The organism is Longicatena sp. 210702-DFI.1.196, assembly GCF_020563125.1.
In the GTDB taxonomy this organism is placed as follows: Bacteria; Bacillota_I; Bacilli_A; order Erysipelotrichales; family Erysipelotrichaceae; genus Longicatena; species Longicatena caecimuris.
Genome location: NZ_JAJCPX010000008.1, coordinates 83292 through 103256 on the forward strand (window position 1 = coordinate 83292; position 19965 = coordinate 103256).

Here is a 19965-nt window from a genome sequence, read left to right on the forward strand (position 1 = left end):
TAACGATGACAAGAGAAGAATTGTTAAAGGCAATTATTACAGAATTGCAAAAAGGAAAGATCAAGGATTTTAATGAGCATGTTCAAGAGGCATTGCGTGAACAAATCCCAGCCACCGTATTATTAAATGACGCCTTTTTAGTAGCTATGCAAAATGTTGCTGATAAATGGTCACAGGGCAAAGCGTTTATTCCCGAAGTGTTAATTGCTGCCAGATGCTTAAATTCAGGATTGGATTTTGCTGGGGTTAGATAGCGATACTTTTTACATCTACCATGTTGCGGCGGTCATGGTTGACAACTTGCGTCGGCTCCTGCTCGGTATCAACCTGTCCGACAAAGCTATAATGGATTTCGATTTTCCGGGTGTTGGTTTCCCGGTCTAATTCATGTATCAAAATACGGTCGATAAACTCATGGACGTTTTCATAGGTCAATTCCTGTATGTCGCTGTATTTCCCGACAATCTGAATAAACCTTGATATATCCCTTTTTCGCTCGGTAACGGTTGCGATCTGCTGTTGTAACTCGTCTATCCTTGCGGCAAGGGATTTCTTTTCGTCCTCATAGCCGGAAGTTAGAAACACAAACCGTTCATCTGTCAGTCTGCCTAATGCGTTGTCCTCATACAGCTTGCGGAAAAGCGTGTCAAGTTCGGTCATACGCGCCTGTGCTTTGAAAAGTTCCTTTTGCTGCTGCGCTAATGCCTTTCTCGCTTCCATGTCGCCGTACTCGGTAGCTTTACAGATAAAGTCCTGTTCGTGTTCCTTAACATACCGCAAAACCCGCCGCATATCTTCCAGCACTAAATCAAGAAGTACGTTTTTGCGGATATAATGAGAGGTACACTCGCTGCCTGTCCTTGCCCTGTTGCGCCATGCGCCGCAAGAATAGGAAAACTTGCGCGGCTCGATATTTACGCCCTGTTGGTAATACATCTTATGTCTGCAACCAGCGCAAAACAGCAAGCCGGAAAAAATATCAATCTCCGCTGCTTTTGTCGGGCGGTGGCGGGTAGCAATCCGCTTTTGCGCAAGTTCAAAGGTTTCCTCGTCAACAAGCGGCTCATGGGTGTTTGGGAAGAAATAGCGTTGTTCTTCTTCGTTCTTCCGGGTCTTTTTCGACTTGTAGGATACCTTGTGAGTTTTCGCGGTTATGGTATGCCCTAAATATTCCTGCCTTGCTAATATGTCATAGAGCGTTTTGTCCGGCCAAGTATAGGGGGCGATCATTGCCCGCTGATACCGCGCCTGTCCTGTACGCTGATAGCGCAACGCTCCAATCGTCAAGACTTTGTTTTCCGCAAGCCATTTTTGGATTTCGCACATACGCACGCCGCTAACAAACATAGCGAAAACCTGTTTGACAATCGGCGCGGTTTCCGGGTCGGGTATAAGGTGGTGGCGGTTGTTCGGGTCTGGGATATAGCCGTATGGATATTCCCCGTTGACGCGCTCGCCTTTTTGCGCCTGTGCCTGTTTAACTGCGCGGATTTTCTTGCTTGTGTCGCGGGCGTAAAACTCGTTAAACCAGTTCCGCAAGGGGGTAAACTCGTTATCCTCCCGCGCTGTGTCAACTCCGTCGTTGATCGCGATATAGCGTACTCCGTTTTCGGGAAATACAATCTCTATGAGTTCGCCCGTTTTCAGATAGTTTCTGCCAAGACGGGAAAGGTCTTTGGTAATGACCGTCGTCACTCGTCCGGCTTCCACTTCCTGCAACATCGCTTGCAGCCCCTCGCGCTCAAAACTCACGCCGGAAAATCCGTCGTCCACAAAAAACTTTGTGTTCAAAAAATGGTGTTCGTCCGCATAGCGTTGAAGTATCATTTTTTGGTGCTGTATGCTTCCGCTTTCTCCGGCTTGCATATCCTCTTGACTTAAACGGCAGTAAAGGGCGGTGATTTTATTCGACTGTAACATTAGTCCTCCTTTCCGACAGCCGAATAAACAGGTATAATGTGTTGCTATCATTATACCATATCCCGCCGCCTAATGCACTACTCGGACGCTAAAAATCCCGGATTTCCGGGCTTTTTCTGCAAATCCTTTACAATGAGTTTCTCAATCTTTTTATGGATTGTATCGGTTGCCTTTTCACTCGGCAACGCTTGAACAAGATAGGTGATTTTCCCTATTTTGCGTTCGGTTGTAATTGTCTGTTTTTTATCCATTAGAAAAACCTCCTTTTCCTGTATGGATAAACTATATTCGTCAAAAGGCAAAAACGGGCGGTTGTTAGCTGCAACCTCACGGGAGTTTCACCCCGGCCCATGCTTATGGGTGCGCCGCGCAATACTTTGAGGGTGTTCAACGCGGGAGTATCATTGTGCCGCCTTGTATGTCGTCGCCCACAAGCTGCTAAACCTGTTTTACGGCGCGGTAGTTCTCGCTCGGCTTTTCCCCTATGGGGAAAAGCTGTCATGGCGTACCCGCCGACTGGCTCGGTACAGACGGAATGTACCCGTTTGCCTGTTATGCTGCGCACCAAAGGCCGCTTTCTTTGTCAAAGAACAATAGGCTTTGTCGGCCTGCAAAAGCACATCAACAGCGGATATGCTTTTGCGGAACGACAAATAGCCCATAACGGGAAGCGTGGAAAGGGGACACGCTCCCCGCATGGGCTAAAAGATTATCCTACATGAAAAGCAAGGGTGCGGGTAATAAGGCGCACTTGCAGCCTGTTACGCATTTCCTCGTCCACATAGGAATAGGTATTGCCCGCGTCGTCTTTCAGCGTGCGGGTACAAAGTTTCGCTATGTAACCCTCGTAGTGCTTCAAGATCGCGCACATGGCGGTTGTGTCGCCGTTTGCCGCTGCGGAAATGACAGGGAACGGCAACAGATTTTCAGACTTCCTAACGGTATTCATCATCTGCTTTTCCCTCCAAATACTGTTTGATTTTCGCAAGCGCGGATTTCCTGTGCCGGAAAACCGTCGTGCGTACAACATTCAGCAGTTCGCCAATTTCCGCGTCGCTCATATCCAAGAAGTAGGACAAAAGGATAATGTCGCGTTTCCTTTCGGGCAAAGCGTTAAGGGCTTCGGCAAGCAGTTCATTTTTGACGAGTACATCAAAGCCGGACACTTGAAAACGGAAATAATCGCTTTCGTATTCGTCCGTTGTGAAAAGCTGCGCGAGTTCGCTTTCGCTCAAATCCGAAAAAGTAACTTCGCGTGCTGCGCGTTTCGCAAGAGTGCGGCGGTGGCTTTTCGCTTCGCCGACCAAAGTTTTCTTTGCTAATGCGTCGTACTGATGTTGTATTCTTTCCTTGTCGGAAGAAGATAGCTCCATAGAGTTCACCTCCTTCCCGCGTGGAGTAGAGGACGGGAGTTAAGGGCTTGTCCTCTCTGCCCCTTTCGCTCCGTACCCGTTCGGGAGATGGCTCTTGAGTGCGCTTTTCAGAAAAAAGTTGAAAAAAGCAAAATGCGCCCGTCCGCAAGACGCGGACGGGCGCAAAGGAAATGTAAGCAGTAGCTAAATGTATTGACAGTTCACATTCATAGCCGGAATATCCCGCTTGCGGAGCATAGCTTTTTTTGACCGCAAAGCATTAGGCGGGTTACAGTAAATAAAAATGGACACGGCGATACCTCCCCGATACCGCCGTATCCTTAAAAAAGGGCGACTTTAATACACTACCCGCAATCCATTCTATAATAGGGAACAGCGGCTTTTGCGCAATATTAAATAAAAAAGCCGATAACACATAGGTTTTTTGACCTAATGCGTTATCGGCTCTGCGTCTATGCGTCTGGCACTTTTAATCATTTTTTTTTGAATTTATTATATGTGTTAGCTAACTGTCCACAAGCCGCGTTAATCTCTCTGCCATGAGAAACTCTCATAGTAACTTCAAGTCCTGCTTGCTCTAATTGATGTTTGAATGCAACTATTTCCCGTTTCTGTGGTGCTTTAATTCTTGAATTGCTTGTTGGGTTGTATTGTAACACGTTAATCATAACTTTTTTGCCCCGAAACCATTTTGCAAGTTGTCTTACATCTGAGGGCCGGTCATTTATACCCGGTAAAAGCAAATACGCAAAGACAATTTTGCGATTATGCCTTTCAGAATAGGATAAGGCTTGCTTAACAACATCTTCAATAGCATATATGCGCATGTGAGGAATAATACGATTTCTTGCAGATTGTGTTGCTGCGTGTAAAGATATTGTCAACTGAATTTTAAGATGTTCCTCGCGCAATTTTTTTAATTGATCGACCGGACCAACTGTTGATATGGTAATGCCGTCGGTTGGAAAGTTGAGCCCATATCTATCTCGGAGAATATGGATTGCTTTTATCAAGTTGTCATAATTGAATAAAGGCTCTCCCATACCCATAAAAACGATACGGTTTACTTTTCGACGCAACAATATAATCTGTTGTACGATTTCTGACGATGTTAGATTACGAACAAAGCCATTTCACCCGGACTCACAAAAAATACAACCAACAGGACAACCGACTTGTGTGCTCACGCAAACAGTTCCACCATCTCGCCGCTTGATAAAAACCGTTTCAATGTATTTGTTGTCTTTCAGTTCGTAAACATACTTTTCAGTATCACTGCTTTTGCAAATATTTTTTACCAACATTGATAGATTTTTTTTGCGTGGTAATTGCTTATATAATTCTTCATATAAGGCTTTTGCTTCATTCTCGCCAATAACTTCCGACATTTCTTTGTAAGTAAATCCGTATGGATCATTCCGTACTTCCGCAGGCGTATATTTAGGTAAACGTTTCATTTTTATATCCTTTCTTCTAAATAATAAAAGTTTGTTTTTCTGTATTTTTGATTACAATCTCTAATTTTTCTACATCAATGATATGCGTCAATTTGCATTTAGGGCAGAAAAGAGGAAAATCTTTTAATACAGTATTATGAAATACTTGAACTCTCGTCTTTCCGTTACAAATCGGACATTTTATCCAATATTTTTTAAGCATTATATTTCACTCGTCCTTTTTACACAAAAAAATGCACAGAGCAGTACAACAAAACTAAGGCATAGCTTGCACTATGTCTATACTATATCTATACGTCGTTAGTTTTTTGTATAGCATCCGCAAAATAAGCATGACAAAAAAGCCCATGTTGAAAATGGGAAAATCCTTTTTTTCAATGCTTATCTAATACGCATGCTATGCAACATAAACGCCGCCTCCTTTTACATAAATTTTATTTTATCAGAAAATCAGTCTACTGTCAATACACAACAGGAAGTATTTAACCTAATGATATGAATTGTGTGGACATATCCAAAAAGAAAGGTGAACTGTAAAATGTAACAGGGTGAATGAAAATGGCAAAAAGACCCGTACCATTGTACGACTTTAAGGCTTTCGGGGCAGCTATAAAAGCCGCGAGAAATGAATACGGCGAGAGCCGCAAAAAGGTAAGCGACGAGTTATATATTTCCCCGCGCTACCTTGCGAATATCGAGAACAAGGGACAACAGCCGAGTTTACAGGTATTCTATGACCTTGTAACCCGGTATCATATTTCGGTAGATCAATTTTTCTTCCCGAACAGCAATGCGGAGAAATCCACCGGGCGGCGGCAGCTTGACGCGCTGCTGGACGGTATGAGCGATAAAGGCATACGGATTGTAACCGCAACAGCAAGGGAGATAACGGAAGTCGAAAAAGCAGAGGATTAACCTCACAATATGAGAAATCGGGAGATTGCAGCGCATGGCGGCTGCAATCTTTTTTTGCGTCCAAAATCAAAGGAACGCGCAACAAATACCGCCTTTCGGTGGGGGTATGGAGTAGATAGCAAGCACAGCAAACGAGTACCCGTTTGCGGAAAATGCTTGTTGGGATAATCCCAAACCCTTATACCGAAAGGCGGTGCGGAAATGGAAAACCGAAAGAGAAATATACAGATGAAGTTTTACGTTACGGAAGAAGAAAAGCGGCTGATCGACGAGAAGATGAAGCAGCTTCCCATAAAGCAGTATGGGGCATACTTCCGTAAAATGGCGATAGACGGGTATATTCTTGTCGTTGACCGAAGCGACACAAAAGCATATATCCGGGAACTGCAAGCGGTGAGCCGGAACATCAACCAAATTGCAAAACGCGCCAATGCGACGGGGACGGTTTACAGGCAGGATATAGAGGACATTAAAAAGGCGGTGGACGAGATATGGCGGTTACAAAGACGCACCCTATTAAATCAACCTTAAAGGCTGCGATAGACTATATCTTAAATCCCGAAAAGACAGACGGGAAGCTGCTTGCGTCCTCTTTCGGCTGCGGGCTGGAAACCGCCGATATTGAGTTTGCATGGACGCGGGAAGCTGCCGGAGATCGCGGCACACATTTAGGGCGGCACTTGATACAATCCTTTGCGGTGGGAGAAACCACACCGGAAGAAGCGCACAAAATCGGCATGGAACTTGCCGGGGCGGTATTAGGCGGCAAGTATGAGTTTGTTTTGACAACTCACGTCGATAAAGACCATCTGCATAATCACTTGATTTTCAACGCGGTTAGCTTCGTTGACTACAAAAAGTACCATTCCAACAAGCAAAGCTATCACTTTATCCGGCGCACCAGCGACAGGATATGTAAAGAGCATGGGCTATCCGTCGTCGTACCGGGACAGGACAAGGGAAAAAGCTATGCAGAATACACCGCCGAAAAGCAAGGGACAAGCTACAAAGCAAAGCTGAAAACGGCGATAGATACTCTCATTCCCCAAGTGAAAGATTTTGACGAACTGCTGCGCCGCTTGCAGGAAATGGGGTATGAAATCAAACAGGGCAAATACATTTCCTTTCGCGCTGCCGGACAGGAACGGTTTACCCGCACAAAGACGCTCGGCGCGGCCTATACGGAAGAAGCGATAAAGGAGCGTATCAAGGGCGTGTATGTTGCCAAAACAAAAACGCTGCGGGAAGATAAGAAAATCCGGCTTGTCGTCGATCTTGAAAACAGTATCAAAGCCCAACAGTCGGCGGGCTATGAACGGTGGGCAAAAATCCATAATCTGAAACAGGCTGCTAAAAGCATGAACTTCCTAACCGAAAACAAGATTGAGTATTATAGCGAACTTGAAAGCAAGATAGCCGATATTATGACCGCTCATGACGCGGCGGCAAAGGCGGTTAAGGAAGTGGAACAGCGTATGTCTGATTTGTCGCTGCTTATCAAGCACACCACCACATACCGACAGTTAAAACCGATTTACGATGAATACCGAAAATCGCCGGACAAGGAAAAGTATCTGCGGGGGCATGAAAGCGAAATTATCCTGTTTGAAGCTGCGGCAAGGGCATTAAAGGAAATGCAGATAAAGAAGCTGCCCGATCTCGCCGCGCTGCGCAAGGAGTATAGAAGCTTAAACGACAGGAAAACCAAATTGTATGAAGATTATCGGCAAGCCAAGAAGCAAATGCAGGAATACGGCGTTGTCAAAAAGAACGTCGATAGTATTCTTTACCCGTCCCAAAGCAGGGCGCGGGAGCAGGAGCGATAAGGCGCAAAACATGGGGTGGCAAGTGGAATGTTAAGGGCTGAAAACGCCTGTGTTTCTGCGGCTTCCAGCGCATGAAAACGACATAGACGATAAAGTATATTCAAACCCGCAAAAACGGCTTTCTAATTGTCCACGCAAGGACAAAAAAAGAACAGGGGCGCGGTGCCGGAAATCGGCAACCGCGCCCCTGTTCTCTATGGGCTATTCCTCGTCGGTCAAGATAAACTCCCTTTCGGAAAACTCGCTGTCCGTCATGGCTTGCAGCTTGTTCACCGCTGCGGCGGCAAGCTGGCGCATATCCTCGTCCATGTAGGGCATGGCGGCAAGGATATTTTCAAGCGTTGTTTCCCGGCTGTCCTCGGCGTAGATCGCAACAATGTTTTCTTCCTCAATGGTAAAGCGGGTATTCATGCTATCAAACCTCCAAATCCTTTTTATGCTCTTTCTGTTTATCTTTCGGCTGCTGCGCCGCCTGTTTCTTGTATTCGTCCAGCTTCTTCAAAATGGACGGTTTTTTCTGCGGCTGTTCCCGTTTCTCGGCTTTTACCGCTTTTGCAAGGTCGGTAACGGAAATCGCTTCCCCCGCCTTTGCCCGCTGCTCAAAATCTGCAACGGTGGGCGTTTGCGGCGTATTGTTGATAAGCCCGTCAAAATTGTTGTCGTTCTGCTCTATGGTGTCCTCGACGTGCTTTAAGGGATTATCCCGCTGCGGCTGCTCGGCGGCTATGGCATAAGCCTGTGTGCCATTCCCCATAATGAGATACTTCCCGTCCTCCGACGCATGGTGAAAACCAAATCCCGCCGCTTCGATCTGTTCACGGCTCATATCGGTAATATGAAAATTGCCCCTCGGCGTTCTAACGGTTTCACCCGTCAAAAGGCTGTCGGGGGTCGCTTCCAGCTGCTGCTTTTCAAGCTGCCCGTCCTTGTAGGAATATCCTTGCGCCGCGATTGCTTCAAGGGTCTTGCCCGTAACGTCGCCATAAATCCGCTTGTCTGCGTCAACCAGCATTTGCAAAGTGTCTTGTACGGTGTCGGACAAGGCTTGCTGCTGTTCGGGCGGCAGCTTGTCAAATACGGGGGTCTGCTGCTCCTGCAAAAACTCCGGCACTTGCTGAAAACCGATACTGTCTACATAGTGGGCGGTGTCCTCGTCGTTCTGATGAAGCACAACAATGTCGGAAACGGAAAGGCTATGCCCCTTAAAGTCGGCGGGGTGGTCGATATTAAACCTTTCCCAAATGTCGCCCAGCGTCATATCCTTTGTAAGCGGTGCAGTATAGACGAGTTCATAATTTACCCGGTCAATGGTAAGTCCAGCCGCTTGCAGACGGTCATAAGGCTCAAAGCGCAAGTCCCTTGTTTCGTCCCCGCGCTTTAACTGATAAATGGAAAAGGTATCGCCCTGCTCCTGCTCGGCTTGCCGCTGCTGCAACTCGGTAAAATGCCCCTCAATCTCGGTAATGAGTTCCTTTGCGGTGGTCTGTATTGTTTCAAGGGACGCTTTTAACTCGGTCATTTCCTTGCCGCTGCTCCAACCAGCCACATAGCCGAAAGAGTAATCGGAAGTATCAAGGCCGAAATGCTGGCAAACCGTATAAGCGACGCTTTCCGCTTCTACCTCGCAGGTATGGCGGTCAACGCGGTTTTGCTGCTCCGGCGGGGCGTTTAAGTCTACGTCGTGCAGCTTCGCATGGGCGATTTCGTGAATGGCGGTCTTTACCGCCTGTAATTCACTCACGCCCTCTTTGATTGCAATACGCTTGTCGGTCAAACTGAAATACCCATTTGCGCCGTTTGTGATCTGCTCAAATGCAATCGGGACGGGGGACGCTTTTTCAAGGGCGGCGAAAAAATCCTCGTACTGCTCCACATCGGCAAGCAGCGGTTTAACGGAAAGGTCGGGAAACTCCTTGCCCTCGGTCTGCGAAATATCAAAGACGGTTATAACCTTAAAGGCGGGGACGGTGATTTCCTTTTCTTCCTTTACCACTTTTCCCTCGCGGTCAAGCATGGGCTTTCTCGTTTCGGGGTCGATTTTATCAACCAGCTTTTTCACCTTGTAGGGCGCGGGGGCAAAGATTTTAATGCCTTTCTCGCCTTTCTTTACATGGCGGTCAAACTCCTTTTCCCATTGACGGAAGCCCATTACCAAATTGCCGCCCTGCATAGCAATTAGGATAGTGTTATTCAAACTATAATCATGGAACTTTGACATAGCGGTTAGAAACTCTTTGTAGCGGTCGCTGTCAAAAATCGCCTGTACGCCCTGTTCCAAACGCGCGGTGATCTCCTTTACCTTTTCGGCGGGCTTTTCGGAAGTAAGGATAATGGGGACGACGGGGCGGGGCTGCTGCGGCTCTGCGGCCTGTGCGTCTGCTTGCTGCGTTTCGGCTGCGTCCATATAGGCTTTGTCCTGTTCGCCGCGCTCCGGCTGCGGGTAACTCATAATGCGGTATTCTTCCGGCACTTCGCGCCCCTCAAACTGCCGTTCCCACTCGTCGCCGCTTTCCACGATATAGCCGTACTCGGTAAACGCGCCTTTTTCCTGCGCGGCAGCGTTCCTGCCAAAAGTAGAAAGGTCAATGCCGCCTTTCCATTCTTCGGGCATTTGTACCATGCCGGATTGATTTAAGTAATAGTCGCCCAAATCGTGGTAGTTATGTACTTCGGGGATATGGACGTAAAAATCCACGTTGTAGGTGAAGTCAATTACCTGTCCAATATTTGCAAGCCCGTTTTTCTGCTGCAAAGCTGCGTTCAGCTTGCCAACCTCGGCGGGGTCAAGCTGTTCGAGCCGCGCCGCAAGAAAATTGAGTTCGTCCACGTCGGCGGCGCATACCATTTCATAAGGCAAGGCAATATGTTTCTCCGGGTCGTCGGAATAGCCGCGAATGGAAAAATCCTGCGGGTTGTCGGCGGTAATGCCGACGTTCCGCATAGCTTCGTGCAACTGCTCCTTTGTGGCGGGCATATCCAACCAATAGCCGCCGGGGTCGCCCGCGTCAAAGCGGCTGCGGTTGCCTATCATAATAGAAAACTGTTCGCTCATGTGTTCACGCTCCTTTTCCTGCCCGGTATTTTCGGGGATAGCTGCCGCCTGTTGCTGCTGCGGGGGTTCTTCGCCCTCTATGGTGTAGTCCGGCATGAGCATACCGTTTACTTTGAAATAGTCGGCGTACTCCTGCGGGATAGGCGGGGAGATTTCCGTAAACAAGCGGTCATACGCTTTGATACGCCCATTCAGATACTTTTCCATAGCTGCCTTGTCGGTGAAAACCTTTCTATCTTGTCCGGCAATCTTCGCTTGGGTTCTGCTTGGGCTGTTGGTGCGCACGCTCCATGTAAGCGTCCATGAATACGGGATAGATTTCTGCGCTTCTTTGTCGTAGCGGGTATTCTCGTAAATGTAGTAATTCATCTGATATACCCGGTTGCTGCGAATATGGCGGTTATGCTCGGTGGTCTGCCACTCGTTAGCGGTGTGCTGGACGTGCGGCGTTCTCACATATTCAAGTGTTTTATCCAGCAAAAGCGTTCTTCCCGCCTGTTCTTCCCATGCGGCGGCGCGTTCTTTAAGGTCGTCAAAAATCGCCTGTTCTGCCGCCGCGCTTTCGCTGCGCATGGAAAGTAGCTGCGCAATCGGCAAGGAAGCATAAGGGGCAATCTCCCTGTCCTTTGCTTCAAAATATATCCGGCGTTCTATCCGCATGGTTTCGGCGGCTTCTAATTTGTCATGGTCGTATGAGGAATACGGCATATTCTTTCATCACGTCCTTTCTCGGTCATATAAGGGTTTGGGACTATCCCAACAAGCAAAATGCCCGCGCTCTCTATGGGAAGCGCGGGCATTTCTCGCAAACGGGTACTCGTTTGCTGTGCTTGCTATGTAGTTGTTTTTATCCGTAAACGCCTGTTTCTCTCGCTTTGGGCTTTCTGTCTGCGGCGTATCTTTGCCGCGCAATCGGGGCAGTATTTCGCCCGGTTGCTGCCCGCCGCAAACGTGCTGCCGCATACCGCGCAACGCTTCAAATCGGTTTCCCCGCTGCGGGTGATCTGTTCGCAAAGCTGCCTGTCGGCGGGTAATACCGCTTCGCGGAAATAGCGGCATAGCAGCGAATAGCTGATACTCTGCACACAAACGCAAGTTTCCCCGTCGTCCAGCAGCAGACAATTCCCGCAATCGTTGTTTGCACAAGCGGCGCGGGTCATTTTCTTTACGGCGCGGTATTGCTTTTCATCAAGCCTTATCATTTTCGGTTCTGCTCGACGCGGAAGTTTACATACTTGCCGCCTGTGTCGGCAAGCAGCACAACTCCGTCAAAGGTCTTTCCCGTCTTGGTCGAGTACATACCTTTGATTTTTACCTTTCCGTCTTTCAAAAGGGCGGCGGCAATCGCCTTTGTGAAAGCCTTTTTGCGCTGCTCAAAAAAGCGGTCATTCTTCCACATCACAAAGCTGCAAGCCCTGTCGGAGCAGTAAAAGTTTTTCTTGCCCTCGTAAACCGCCGCGCCGCAACGGGGGCAAGTGCCGATTGCTTCCCGCTGCGGGGTAAACAGCTTCGCTTTATCCTCGGAAATCGCGGAATAGGTCTTGACAAGCCCCGCTGTCATTTCCTCAATCCCGCGCATGAAGTCGGCGGGGCTGTCGCTGCCCTTTGCAATCCCGGTAAGGCGCGTTTCCCATTCTGCCGTAAGCTGCGGGGACGTAAGGCTGTCGGGCAGAATAGCGACAAGGTTATACCCGTCCTTTGTGGGGATTAGCTTTTTGCCCTTGCGCTCGGCAAAGCCCGCGCTAATGAGTTTTTCAATGATACCCGCCCGCGTCGCGGTGGTGCCTAACCCTTTGCGCTCCGCGTCCTCCGGCGTGTCCTCCTTTCCCGCACTCTCCATAGCCGAAAGTAACGTATCTTCGGTAAATGCCTTTGGGGGCTGCGTGTAACGTTCGGAGATCTCCGCTGCCGGATTGTCAAAGGTCTGCCCCTCGGCAAGCGGGGGTAAAACCGCTTCCGGCTCTGCGTCCTCGTCCTGTTCCCCGGACGCGGCGCGGGATAGTCTTTCAATCTCGCGCCAACCCTCGCAAAGCGTCGTCCTGCCCTTTGCGGTAAAGGTATAGCCGCCGCAAGTGAAAACCGCCGTAACCGCTTCATACTCATAGGGCGCGGCAACGGCGCAAAGCAGTTTTGCGCACACAAGGGTCATTAGCTTTTTCTCACTTTCGGCAAGGGAAGAAAAGCCCGTTTTCACAAACTCCGCTGTCGGCAAAATGGCGTGATGGTCGGTTACTTTGCTGTTGTCGCAAATCCTCGCAAGGTCGGCTTGCAGCTTCACGCCCTGCATAAAGGGGAGAGCAGCGCAAAGGCCGGTGATAAGTTCCTTTGTGCTGCCCTCCATATCGGAAGTGATATATTTGCTGTCGGTGCGGGGATAGGTCAAAAGCCGTTTTTCATAAAGGGCTTGCGCATAGTCAAGGGTCTGTTTCGCCGTAAACCCATACAAACGGTTTGCTTCCCGCTGCAAGGCGGTGAGGTCAAACAGTTTCGGCGGGGCTGCGGTCTTTTTCTCTTTTTTAAGGGAAGTACAAACGGCCTGCGATTTCTCGCAAGCCGCTTTCATCTGCCGCGCCGCCGCTTCGTCGTCCTGCCTTTCGGAAAGGGCGGCAACGCCGCCAACGTCCAGCCGGACGACATGATATTTCTCTTTCTTAAAGCTGCTGATTGCATAGTCGCGGTTTACCAGCATAGCAAGGGTGGGCGTTTGCACTCTGCCGACATTCAATGTTTTATGGTAGAGGATAGAGAAAAGGCGGGTCGCGTTAATGCCAATGAGCCAATCGGCCTTTGCTCTGCAAAGCGCGGATTGATAGAGGTTGTCATAGCCGCGCCCGTCTTTGAGATTTGAAAAGCCCTCGCGGATTGCACTTGCTTCCATGCTGCTAATCCAAAGGCGGGAAAAGGGCTTTTTGCAATTCGCCTGTTCATAGACAAAGCGGAAAATGAGTTCCCCCTCGCGCCCGCTGTCGCAAGCATTGATAATCTCGGTAACGTCGCTGCGGTGCATAAGGTCTTTGAGAATGGAAAACTGCTGCTCCTTGCCGCTGGCAACAATAAACTGCCACTCCTGCGGGACAATGGGAAGATCGTCGTACTTCCATTTACGGAATTGTTCATTGTAGGTCGCCGCGTCTGCAAGGCTAATCAAATGCCCGATACACCACGACACAAGGTAGCCGCCGCCCTCAAAATATCCGCTGCGCTTTTCATTCGCGCCCATAACGGCGGCAATCGCCGCCCCGACGCTCGGTTTTTCTGCAATTACAAGTTTCATAGATTATCGTCCTCCTGCTCGGTCTGTTCGGTTTCGACTACTTCCGTTTCCTCGTCGTCCTCGTCAAAATCAAGGTCGTCAAGGCTGCTGCTGCCTTTCGCCGCGTCCTTTTTGGGCTTCAAAATCTTAAAGTAGTAGAACGCGCCGCCGCCCGCTGCGGCAACAAGCAGCACGACAAGCAGAATACCCATGCCGCCGCCTTTTTCTTCTTCCGGCGGCTGCTCGGTTTCTTCCGGCTCCGGCTCGGCTTCCACACCCGCGCACTCGCTCATGTTGACGCTGCAAACCGGGCAAGCGGTGTTGACGCTTCCGGCAACGCATTTATCGGTGCAGCTACAAACGGGGGCTTCGGTCTGCCCGTCCTCCATAAGGGCGGTTAAATCCGCTTCGTCCACTTGGTTAAGGAAATGGACGGTATTTTCCCCGTCCTCGGCGCGGTCAATGATGATGTAAAAATAGTTGCCACTTTTGGTAACGACGGTGATAAACTGCTTGTCGCCGGACGCTTCACCCGTTATATCGTCCACAAGGGACATATTCCCGTCCGGGGTAAGGGGCTGCGGCTCATAGCCGCCCGTCGTTTCTTCCGGCTCGGTTTCCGGCGCGGGGGTTTCCTCGGTTACGGGGGTAGGCGTGTCGTCGCTTTCATCGCCACCGCCCGCATAAGCGGTAACAGAAAAGCCGCACATGATAACCAGTGCGGCAAGCAATACGGTAAACTTTCGGATTATCTTTTTATTCTTCATTGTCGTTGTCCTCCTGTTCGGCGGGGTAAGTGGCTTCCGGCTGCGGCAAGGTGATTTCGCCGCTGGCGTAAGCGGAGAGGAACGCGGCAAGCTGCGTCCCGTCAAGGTGTACCGCCTTTACCATTTGCACGATCTGCGCGTTTTCTTCCTCGACTTTCTGCGCTTCAAGGTCTTTCAGCTTCTTTTGCTGTTCAAGGATTTTTGCCCTCGTTTTCTCAATATCCCTTTCGATACGGTCAAGTTTCGTGTTCGCCATAGTCATTTACTCCTTTCCAAACTGTTCTTTCCATGAATAGCTGCGCCCCAATCCCTTAACGGTTTTAAGATAGGGCATAGCGTTTTCTTCCAAAGTCGCCGCCCGGTTAAATAGATCGGGATAGTGTTCTTTGAGATATAAAATCTCTTGTTTCTTCATGCTCGGACAAAAGAAACAGGACGATTTACCCGGCTGCGGCAATCCTGCCGCTTTGATTTCCCGGATACAATCGTCCCTGTTCCAGCCCCATTCTTCAATGAGGGGGTAGCGGTTATGATATTTTTTGTCGGCTTCGTTGTACTTGCGGGAATGTTCATACCGTTTCACTTCTCCCGCGTCATAGCCGATATAGCGGTTGACTTTCTCGCCGCGCTGCCATACTTCGCGGCAAGGCGCATAGTGGTTGCAAAACTTTTCCTGCGGTGCGATTTTGTGTTTCTGCGAACAACGCTTATGCCCGTAGGCAATCGACGGGAGCGTATGAGAGCGCAAGCACTCGGTTTCAAGAGATAGGCGGTTGCCGTAGCGGTCAACATACTGCACAACGGTAATCTGCGGCATACCGTGTTCCGCAAGCCATTGATTGATTATCTCGATAAATTGATAGGTATGCGGGTGTTCCGCGCCCGTATCGGCAAAGGTGATAAGGTCAATCGGGATTTTGTGCTTGTATAGGCCAATAAGTAAGGCGGCACTATTCGTGCCGCCGCCAAAAGATACAATATTCATTTTTCAACTCCTTTTAATTGTAATTTAACCGCCCGTAGGCGTAAAAGTGGGATTGCCAATAGCTGGTGTCCAGCTTTGAATACTGGATAGGGTCGCCACAATGCAGCATGACGGGGCTTCCGTCCCCGTCCTCGCCCACATAAATCCCCACATGGGAAACGCCGGGGGTGTCGTATGTACCCGTAAAGAACACCAAATCCCCCGGCTGCGGGTTAGAAACAGGGGTTGAGATGTTGTAAAGCCCTTGCGCCCCAAGTCTGCCCGTATTGTATAGGCCGCTGTTCGTCAACACATAACTCACAAAGCCGCTGCAATCAAAAGAGGTTTCCGGGGTGCTGCCGCCCCACACATAGGGAAAACCGACGTATTTATCTGCTTCCTCCATGAGCCGCGCAAACTTTTCATCGGAACCCAGCAGCGCGGCGGGTACTTCATAATCGGCGGGCGGGTTTTCATAGTATTTAGACACATAGCCGGATTGCGGGAAAAGGTCGGGTCTGTTTCCCAGCGACGACATATACATAGCGTACATGGATAGCTGTTCTTCGCCCATGATGTAAACGGGGACATGGGAGAGGTTGAAGTTTTCCAAATCCACATGAAGAATGTAATAGTTATAGGGGACTTCAACCGTATAGGGGTTGCCCTCGCTGTCCGTCCTTGTTTCGGTGCGGTAGCGTACCTGTACTTCTTCCTCGACCGTCAAGATATACTGTTTCTCAAAGAGCATTTCAAGGGTGCTTTGCACTTCATCGAGTGTAAACACGCCCTCATGCCACGCGGAAAGGATAGAAATTAGCACATAGGGGTCATGCTCGATCTCGTCCGCGTTTACCCGGTATTCGTCATAGCCGGGGTATTCGCTTTCGATATTGTCCAGCATATCTTGTAACTCGGCTTCCATAGCGGCATACGCGCTTTCCGCGCCCGTTATATCCGCGTCCTCGGAGAGATAGGACGACGCAATCAAGCCGCTGCCGCTGTTGCCGCCAAAGAGGGAGCAAGAGGACAGCCCGCCGAAAAGCAGCAGCACGATAAAGGCAATCCCGCCCACAATCAAGCAGCCTTTCCAATGCCGGACAACAAAGAACGTCGCCCGTTTGGTTTCCTGCGCGGTTTTCTTCGCCGCCTTTGCGGTGGCTTCAGCGGTTTTTTTCGCTTTGCCGCCCGCTTTCAGCGTTTTTGCATACTGCTTTTTAATGCGCTGCTTCTGCCAAAAACGGGAAATGGGGTTGGAGTGCGCAAGCGCGGGGTTATCGTGCAACGCCTTTTGATAGAGAAAATCTGCGTTTGCCTTTACCGCTTGTTTTTCCGCTGCCGCCGCTGCCCGGTAGGGTTTCAGCTTATGGCGGCGTATGCCGCCCTTAACTGCCCGCGCCGCCATGCCGCCCGCTTTCTCTCCGGCAAGTTCTACCCGGTGCCCGCTTTCCACACCGACGTTTTCTTTCTCTACCTCGTAGATTTTCCCATGTACGGTACTGTTTAACTCCTGTGCCGGACGGGATAAGGGGTTATGCCGCAACTTGCCGTTTGGGGGCTTATCCGTCTTTTCAAAGGAAAGGCGCGTCTTTGCCTTGCCTTTCGCTTCGTCAAAAACGCGCTCTTTCTTGATTTTGGTCTGCTTGGGGATAGCCGCCCGCGCTGCGTCTAAACAGTCTGCCGCCTTATCCGATTTCTTGATCGCTTTTTGAAGTTCCGGCGTTGCCCGTTCCGCTTCGGAAAACTGCAAGCGGGAAGAATGGGTTTTAGGCTGCGTCGCGTCAAGGGCTTTTTTCTCCGCGCCTTTTGCTGCGTGTCGCTCAATCTCTGCGCCGATATGCTGCACAACCTTTTCCGCTGCCACCCCTGCGGGGGCTGAATAGTTTTCTTCCTGCGGCCTTTCGCTGATACTGGACGTTTCGCCCGTCGTGAGGTTTTCCGCAACCGCACCGTCGCGGGTCATTTTTTGCGTTACCTTGTCGGGGGCTTTCAGTTCCTTGCTCAATCTTCATCACCTCCAATCCGCTGTTTTGCAAGTTCGCAATAGTCGGGGTTTAACTCAATGCCGATATAGCGGCGGTTAAGCCGTTTTGCTACCATGCCCGTCGTGCCGCTGCCGAAAAAGGGGTCAAGGACAATCCCGCCGATGGGACAGCCCGCCAAAATGCACGTTTCCGCAAGTTTCGGCGGGAACGCTGCGAAATGCCCGCCATGATAGCCGACATTGTTAATCTGCCAAACGTTGCGGCGGCTGCGGACGGGAGAAATCAACTCGTCGGCGTATGCGCCCTTTTCGCGGGGGCGGTTGATTTTCTGCGGTTGGTTTTGCCCCGGAACAGTAACGTTATACTTATTTCCTTTGCTAACTCCGCTTTTCAGCCGCCCCGCCGTTGTGGGGGCTATCGGCTCGGCTACTGCTTGCCAATCGTAATAATACTTCTTTGACTTGGTAAGCAGAAACACATATTCATAGCAGCGGGTCGGCCTGTCCCGCGTGCTTTCCGGCATGGGGTTTGTTTTGTGCCAAATGATAGAACTGCGCAAATACCAACCGTCGCCCCGCAAGGCGAGGGCTACAAGCCACGGAATACCAATTAAATCTTTGGGCTTGCAGCCGGGGGCGCGGTGGTTAAACGCCACTTGCTGCCCGTTCCTGCCTTTGGGGTATTTGGGGTCTTGGTGGTCGGCTTTGCTGCCTGTGCCGCAATAAGTGTCCGCGATATTCAGCCAACAAGTACCCTCCGGCGTAAGCACCCGCTTTACCTCATGGAATACCGCCGTAATACGGGAAACATATTCCTCCGGCGTTGCTTCCCGTCCGATCTGCCCGTCTGCGCCGTAGTCCCGCAAGGCATAGTAGGGTGGGGACGTTACGCAACAATCAACTGCATTTTCCGGCAAGGTTTGAAGCACCTGCAAGCTGTCGCCGCAATAGATTTTGTCCATTTCTATCCTCATGCCGACACCTCGCCGGGTTTGGTCGTCATTACACGATAGAGTTCCGTATCTTGCGGGAAACGGTCAATAAAGGGCAAAATCACGTTGCCATAGAAGATAAGCCCCTCGCCCGCGTCGGAATGGGTTACATAGGTCATTTGCTGCTGCGAAATGTTAAGCTGCTTTGCAAGGATTTCCCTGTCGCCCTGGGCTTGGTTGAGCATATACACAAAATCGCTGTTTTCAAAAATGTTCTCCACCTCGCGGGACGATAACAAATCTTTCACGTTTTGGGTGATACCTGTCGGAATACCGCCCCATTTTCTAAAACGCTTCCAAATCTCAACGCTGTACGCTGCGGTCTGTTCCTCTTTGAGCAGCAAATGAAACTCGTCGATATAGTACCGCGTCGCCTTGCCTTCGCTGCGGTTTATGGTAACTCTGTTCCAAACTTGATCTTGGACAATGAGCATACCGAGTTTTCGTAGCTGGGTGCCGAGTTCTTTAATATCAAAGCAGACAAGGCGGTTGTGAATGTCAACGTTTGTTTGGTGGTTAAACACGTTCAAACTGCCATTTACATAGAGTTCCAATGCCGACGCGATACGCTGCGCTTCCTTTTCCGGCTGCTTCTTGATTTCATTGTAGAGGTCGCCCAAAATCGGCATATTCTCCGGCTTCGGGTCTGCAAGGTAGCTGCGGTACACGCTGATAACGGCGCGGTCAATCAAAGTCTTTTCAACCGCTTCCAGCCCGTTTTTGCCGCCCATAATCAACTCGCAAAAGGAAAGGATAAAATCGCTCTTTAAGGCTATGGGCGTGTCGCCCTCGCTGTAATTGAGGTTTATATCCATCGGGTTAATGTACTGCGTGCTGTTCTGCGAAACCTTGATAACCTGCCCTTTCAGCCGTTCCACAAGGGGGTAATATTCCGCTTCCGGGTCGCAAATGATAATATCGTCTGCGGTAATGAGAAAAGCGTTGGTGATCTCGCGCTTTGCCGAAAAACTCTTGCCGCTGCCGGGTGTGCCGAGTATCAAGCCGTTAGGGTTCTTCAGCCTTTTCCTGTCGCACAAAATCATGTTATTCGATAATGCGTTTAAGCCGTAATACAACGCTTCGCCGCTTTGGAACAGCTCTTGTACCGTAAAGGGGACGAAAATGGCGGTGCTGGAAGTCGTCAAGCCCCGCTGGATTTGGATTAGGTTTTCGCCCAATGGGATAGAGGACATAAGCCCCTGTTCCTGCCGGTAGTCAAGGCGGGTGAGCATACAGTTGTATTTCTGTGCGATACTTGCGGCCTGAAATACGTCGTTGTCCAATTTCTGCTTTGTGTCTGCCACATTCAAAACTAACAGCGTAAGCAAAAACATTCGCTCGTTCCGGCTCTGCAAATCCCGCAAAAGGTTTTTCGCTTCGCCGCCGTAGGTGGCAAGGTCGGACGGAAATAGCGATAGGTAAGCCTTTGAAGTTATCTCCAGCTTTTCCCCCGCTTCACACC

20 protein-coding genes and 1 pseudogene are annotated in these 19965 nt (G+C 49.9%); 5 read left to right on the plus strand and 16 right to left on the minus strand.

All coding sequences use genetic code 11. From position 1 onward, the window contains the following. Window positions 1-5 precede the first annotated feature (5 nt). Window positions 6-254: a B12-binding domain-containing protein gene (locus tag LI241_RS05640; RefSeq protein WP_227151063.1), complete on the plus strand. Its 249-nt coding sequence runs from the start codon at window positions 6-8 to the stop codon at window positions 252-254. Here the strand turns inward: LI241_RS05640 and LI241_RS05645 are convergent. Further along, on the minus strand, window positions 247-1920 hold the full coding sequence (locus LI241_RS05645; protein ID WP_227151061.1) for a recombinase family protein: 1674 nt from the start codon (window positions 1918-1920) through the stop codon (window positions 247-249). The genes LI241_RS05640 and LI241_RS05645 overlap by 8 nt on opposite strands. Before the next feature lie 77 nt (window positions 1921-1997). Continuing rightward, entirely contained in the window at window positions 1998-2171 is a 174-nt protein-coding gene (locus LI241_RS05650; RefSeq protein WP_002604472.1) for a transposon-encoded TnpW family protein, read from the minus strand. Between the two features lie 249 nt (window positions 2172-2420). Here LI241_RS05650 and LI241_RS05655 point away from each other — a divergent pair, with 249 nt between their 5' ends. Continuing rightward, a complete protein-coding gene (locus LI241_RS05655) occupies window positions 2421-2642 on the plus strand; it encodes a hypothetical protein (RefSeq protein ID WP_015522615.1) in 222 nt (73 codons plus the stop codon). Here the strand turns inward: LI241_RS05655 and LI241_RS05660 are convergent. From LI241_RS05660 to LI241_RS05675, 4 genes and pseudogenes are all read right to left on the minus strand, one after another. After that, entirely contained in the window at window positions 2630-2872 is a 243-nt protein-coding gene (locus LI241_RS05660; protein WP_002604473.1) for a helix-turn-helix domain-containing protein, read from the minus strand. The two genes, LI241_RS05655 and LI241_RS05660, sit on opposite strands and share 13 nt — an antisense overlap. Then, window positions 2856-3293, minus strand: a complete 438-nt coding sequence (locus tag LI241_RS05665; protein ID WP_002604474.1) for a sigma-70 family RNA polymerase sigma factor — start codon at window positions 3291-3293, stop codon at window positions 2856-2858. Before LI241_RS05665 ends, LI241_RS05660 begins: the two co-directional genes overlap by 17 nt. 473 nt (window positions 3294-3766) lie before the next feature. Then, window positions 3767-4750, minus strand: a pseudogene (gene rlmN, locus LI241_RS05670) (23S rRNA (adenine(2503)-C(2))-methyltransferase RlmN). 16 nt (window positions 4751-4766) lie between these two features. Further along, a complete protein-coding gene (locus tag LI241_RS05675; RefSeq protein WP_003431289.1) occupies window positions 4767-4952 on the minus strand; it encodes a cysteine-rich KTR domain-containing protein in 186 nt (61 codons plus the stop codon). Window positions 4953-5308: 356 nt separating this feature from the next. Here LI241_RS05675 and LI241_RS05680 point away from each other — a divergent pair, with 356 nt between their 5' ends. The 3 genes from LI241_RS05680 to LI241_RS05690 all read left to right on the plus strand — a co-directional run bounded on the left by LI241_RS05680 (window position 5309) and on the right by LI241_RS05690 (window position 7491). Continuing rightward, entirely contained in the window at window positions 5309-5665 is a 357-nt protein-coding gene (locus LI241_RS05680; RefSeq protein WP_002584957.1) for a helix-turn-helix transcriptional regulator, read from the plus strand. A gap of 201 nt (window positions 5666-5866) precedes the next feature. Then, the gene (gene mobC / locus LI241_RS05685) at window positions 5867-6196 is read left to right on the plus strand and encodes a plasmid mobilization relaxosome protein MobC (RefSeq protein ID WP_002584958.1); all 330 of its coding nucleotides are present in this window, start codon (window positions 5867-5869) and stop codon (window positions 6194-6196) included. Further along, window positions 6157-7491, plus strand: coding sequence for a relaxase/mobilization nuclease domain-containing protein (locus tag LI241_RS05690; protein ID WP_002584959.1), 1335 nt, complete (start codon window positions 6157-6159; stop codon window positions 7489-7491). Before mobC ends, LI241_RS05690 begins: the two co-directional genes overlap by 40 nt. A 201-nt stretch (window positions 7492-7692) precedes the next feature. Here the strand turns inward: LI241_RS05690 and LI241_RS05695 are convergent, their stop codons facing one another. The 10 genes from LI241_RS05695 to LI241_RS05740 all read right to left on the minus strand — a co-directional run. After that, entirely contained in the window at window positions 7693-7902 is a 210-nt protein-coding gene (locus LI241_RS05695; protein ID WP_002584960.1) for a transposon-transfer assisting family protein, read from the minus strand. 4 nt (window positions 7903-7906) lie between these two features. Then, window positions 7907-11251 (minus strand): YodL domain-containing protein, encoded by a 3345-nt coding sequence (locus LI241_RS05700; RefSeq protein WP_227151059.1) that lies wholly within the window; start codon window positions 11249-11251, stop codon window positions 7907-7909. A 125-nt stretch (window positions 11252-11376) separates the two neighbouring features. Continuing rightward, a complete protein-coding gene (locus LI241_RS05705; RefSeq protein WP_002584962.1) occupies window positions 11377-11745 on the minus strand; it encodes a cysteine-rich VLP domain-containing protein in 369 nt (122 codons plus the stop codon). Beyond that, on the minus strand, window positions 11742-13817 hold the full coding sequence (locus LI241_RS05710) for a type IA DNA topoisomerase (RefSeq protein WP_002584963.1): 2076 nt from the start codon (window positions 13815-13817) through the stop codon (window positions 11742-11744). The genes LI241_RS05705 and LI241_RS05710 overlap by 4 nt, the downstream gene beginning before the upstream one ends. Further along, the gene (locus LI241_RS05715; RefSeq protein ID WP_002584964.1) at window positions 13814-14563 is read right to left on the minus strand and encodes a DUF4366 domain-containing protein; all 750 of its coding nucleotides are present in this window, start codon (window positions 14561-14563) and stop codon (window positions 13814-13816) included. Before LI241_RS05715 ends, LI241_RS05710 begins: the two co-directional genes overlap by 4 nt. Continuing rightward, entirely contained in the window at window positions 14553-14819 is a 267-nt protein-coding gene (locus LI241_RS05720) for a DUF4315 family protein (protein ID WP_002584965.1), read from the minus strand. Before LI241_RS05720 ends, LI241_RS05715 begins: the two co-directional genes overlap by 11 nt. Window positions 14820-14825: 6 nt before the next feature. After that, the gene (locus LI241_RS05725; protein WP_002604475.1) at window positions 14826-15548 is read right to left on the minus strand and encodes a phosphoadenosine phosphosulfate reductase family protein; all 723 of its coding nucleotides are present in this window, start codon (window positions 15546-15548) and stop codon (window positions 14826-14828) included. A 13-nt stretch (window positions 15549-15561) separates the two neighbouring features. Continuing rightward, the gene (locus LI241_RS05730; RefSeq protein WP_002604476.1) at window positions 15562-17532 is read right to left on the minus strand and encodes a C40 family peptidase; all 1971 of its coding nucleotides are present in this window, start codon (window positions 17530-17532) and stop codon (window positions 15562-15564) included. Next, window positions 17529-18485: a site-specific DNA-methyltransferase gene (locus LI241_RS05735; protein ID WP_002604477.1), complete on the minus strand. Its 957-nt coding sequence runs from the start codon at window positions 18483-18485 to the stop codon at window positions 17529-17531. The genes LI241_RS05730 and LI241_RS05735 overlap by 4 nt, the downstream gene beginning before the upstream one ends. Beyond that, a partial coding sequence (locus LI241_RS05740) for a VirB4-like conjugal transfer ATPase, CD1110 family (protein ID WP_227151057.1) occupies window positions 18482-19965 on the minus strand: 1484 nt, incomplete at its 5' end. The genes LI241_RS05740 and LI241_RS05735, both read right to left, overlap by 4 nt.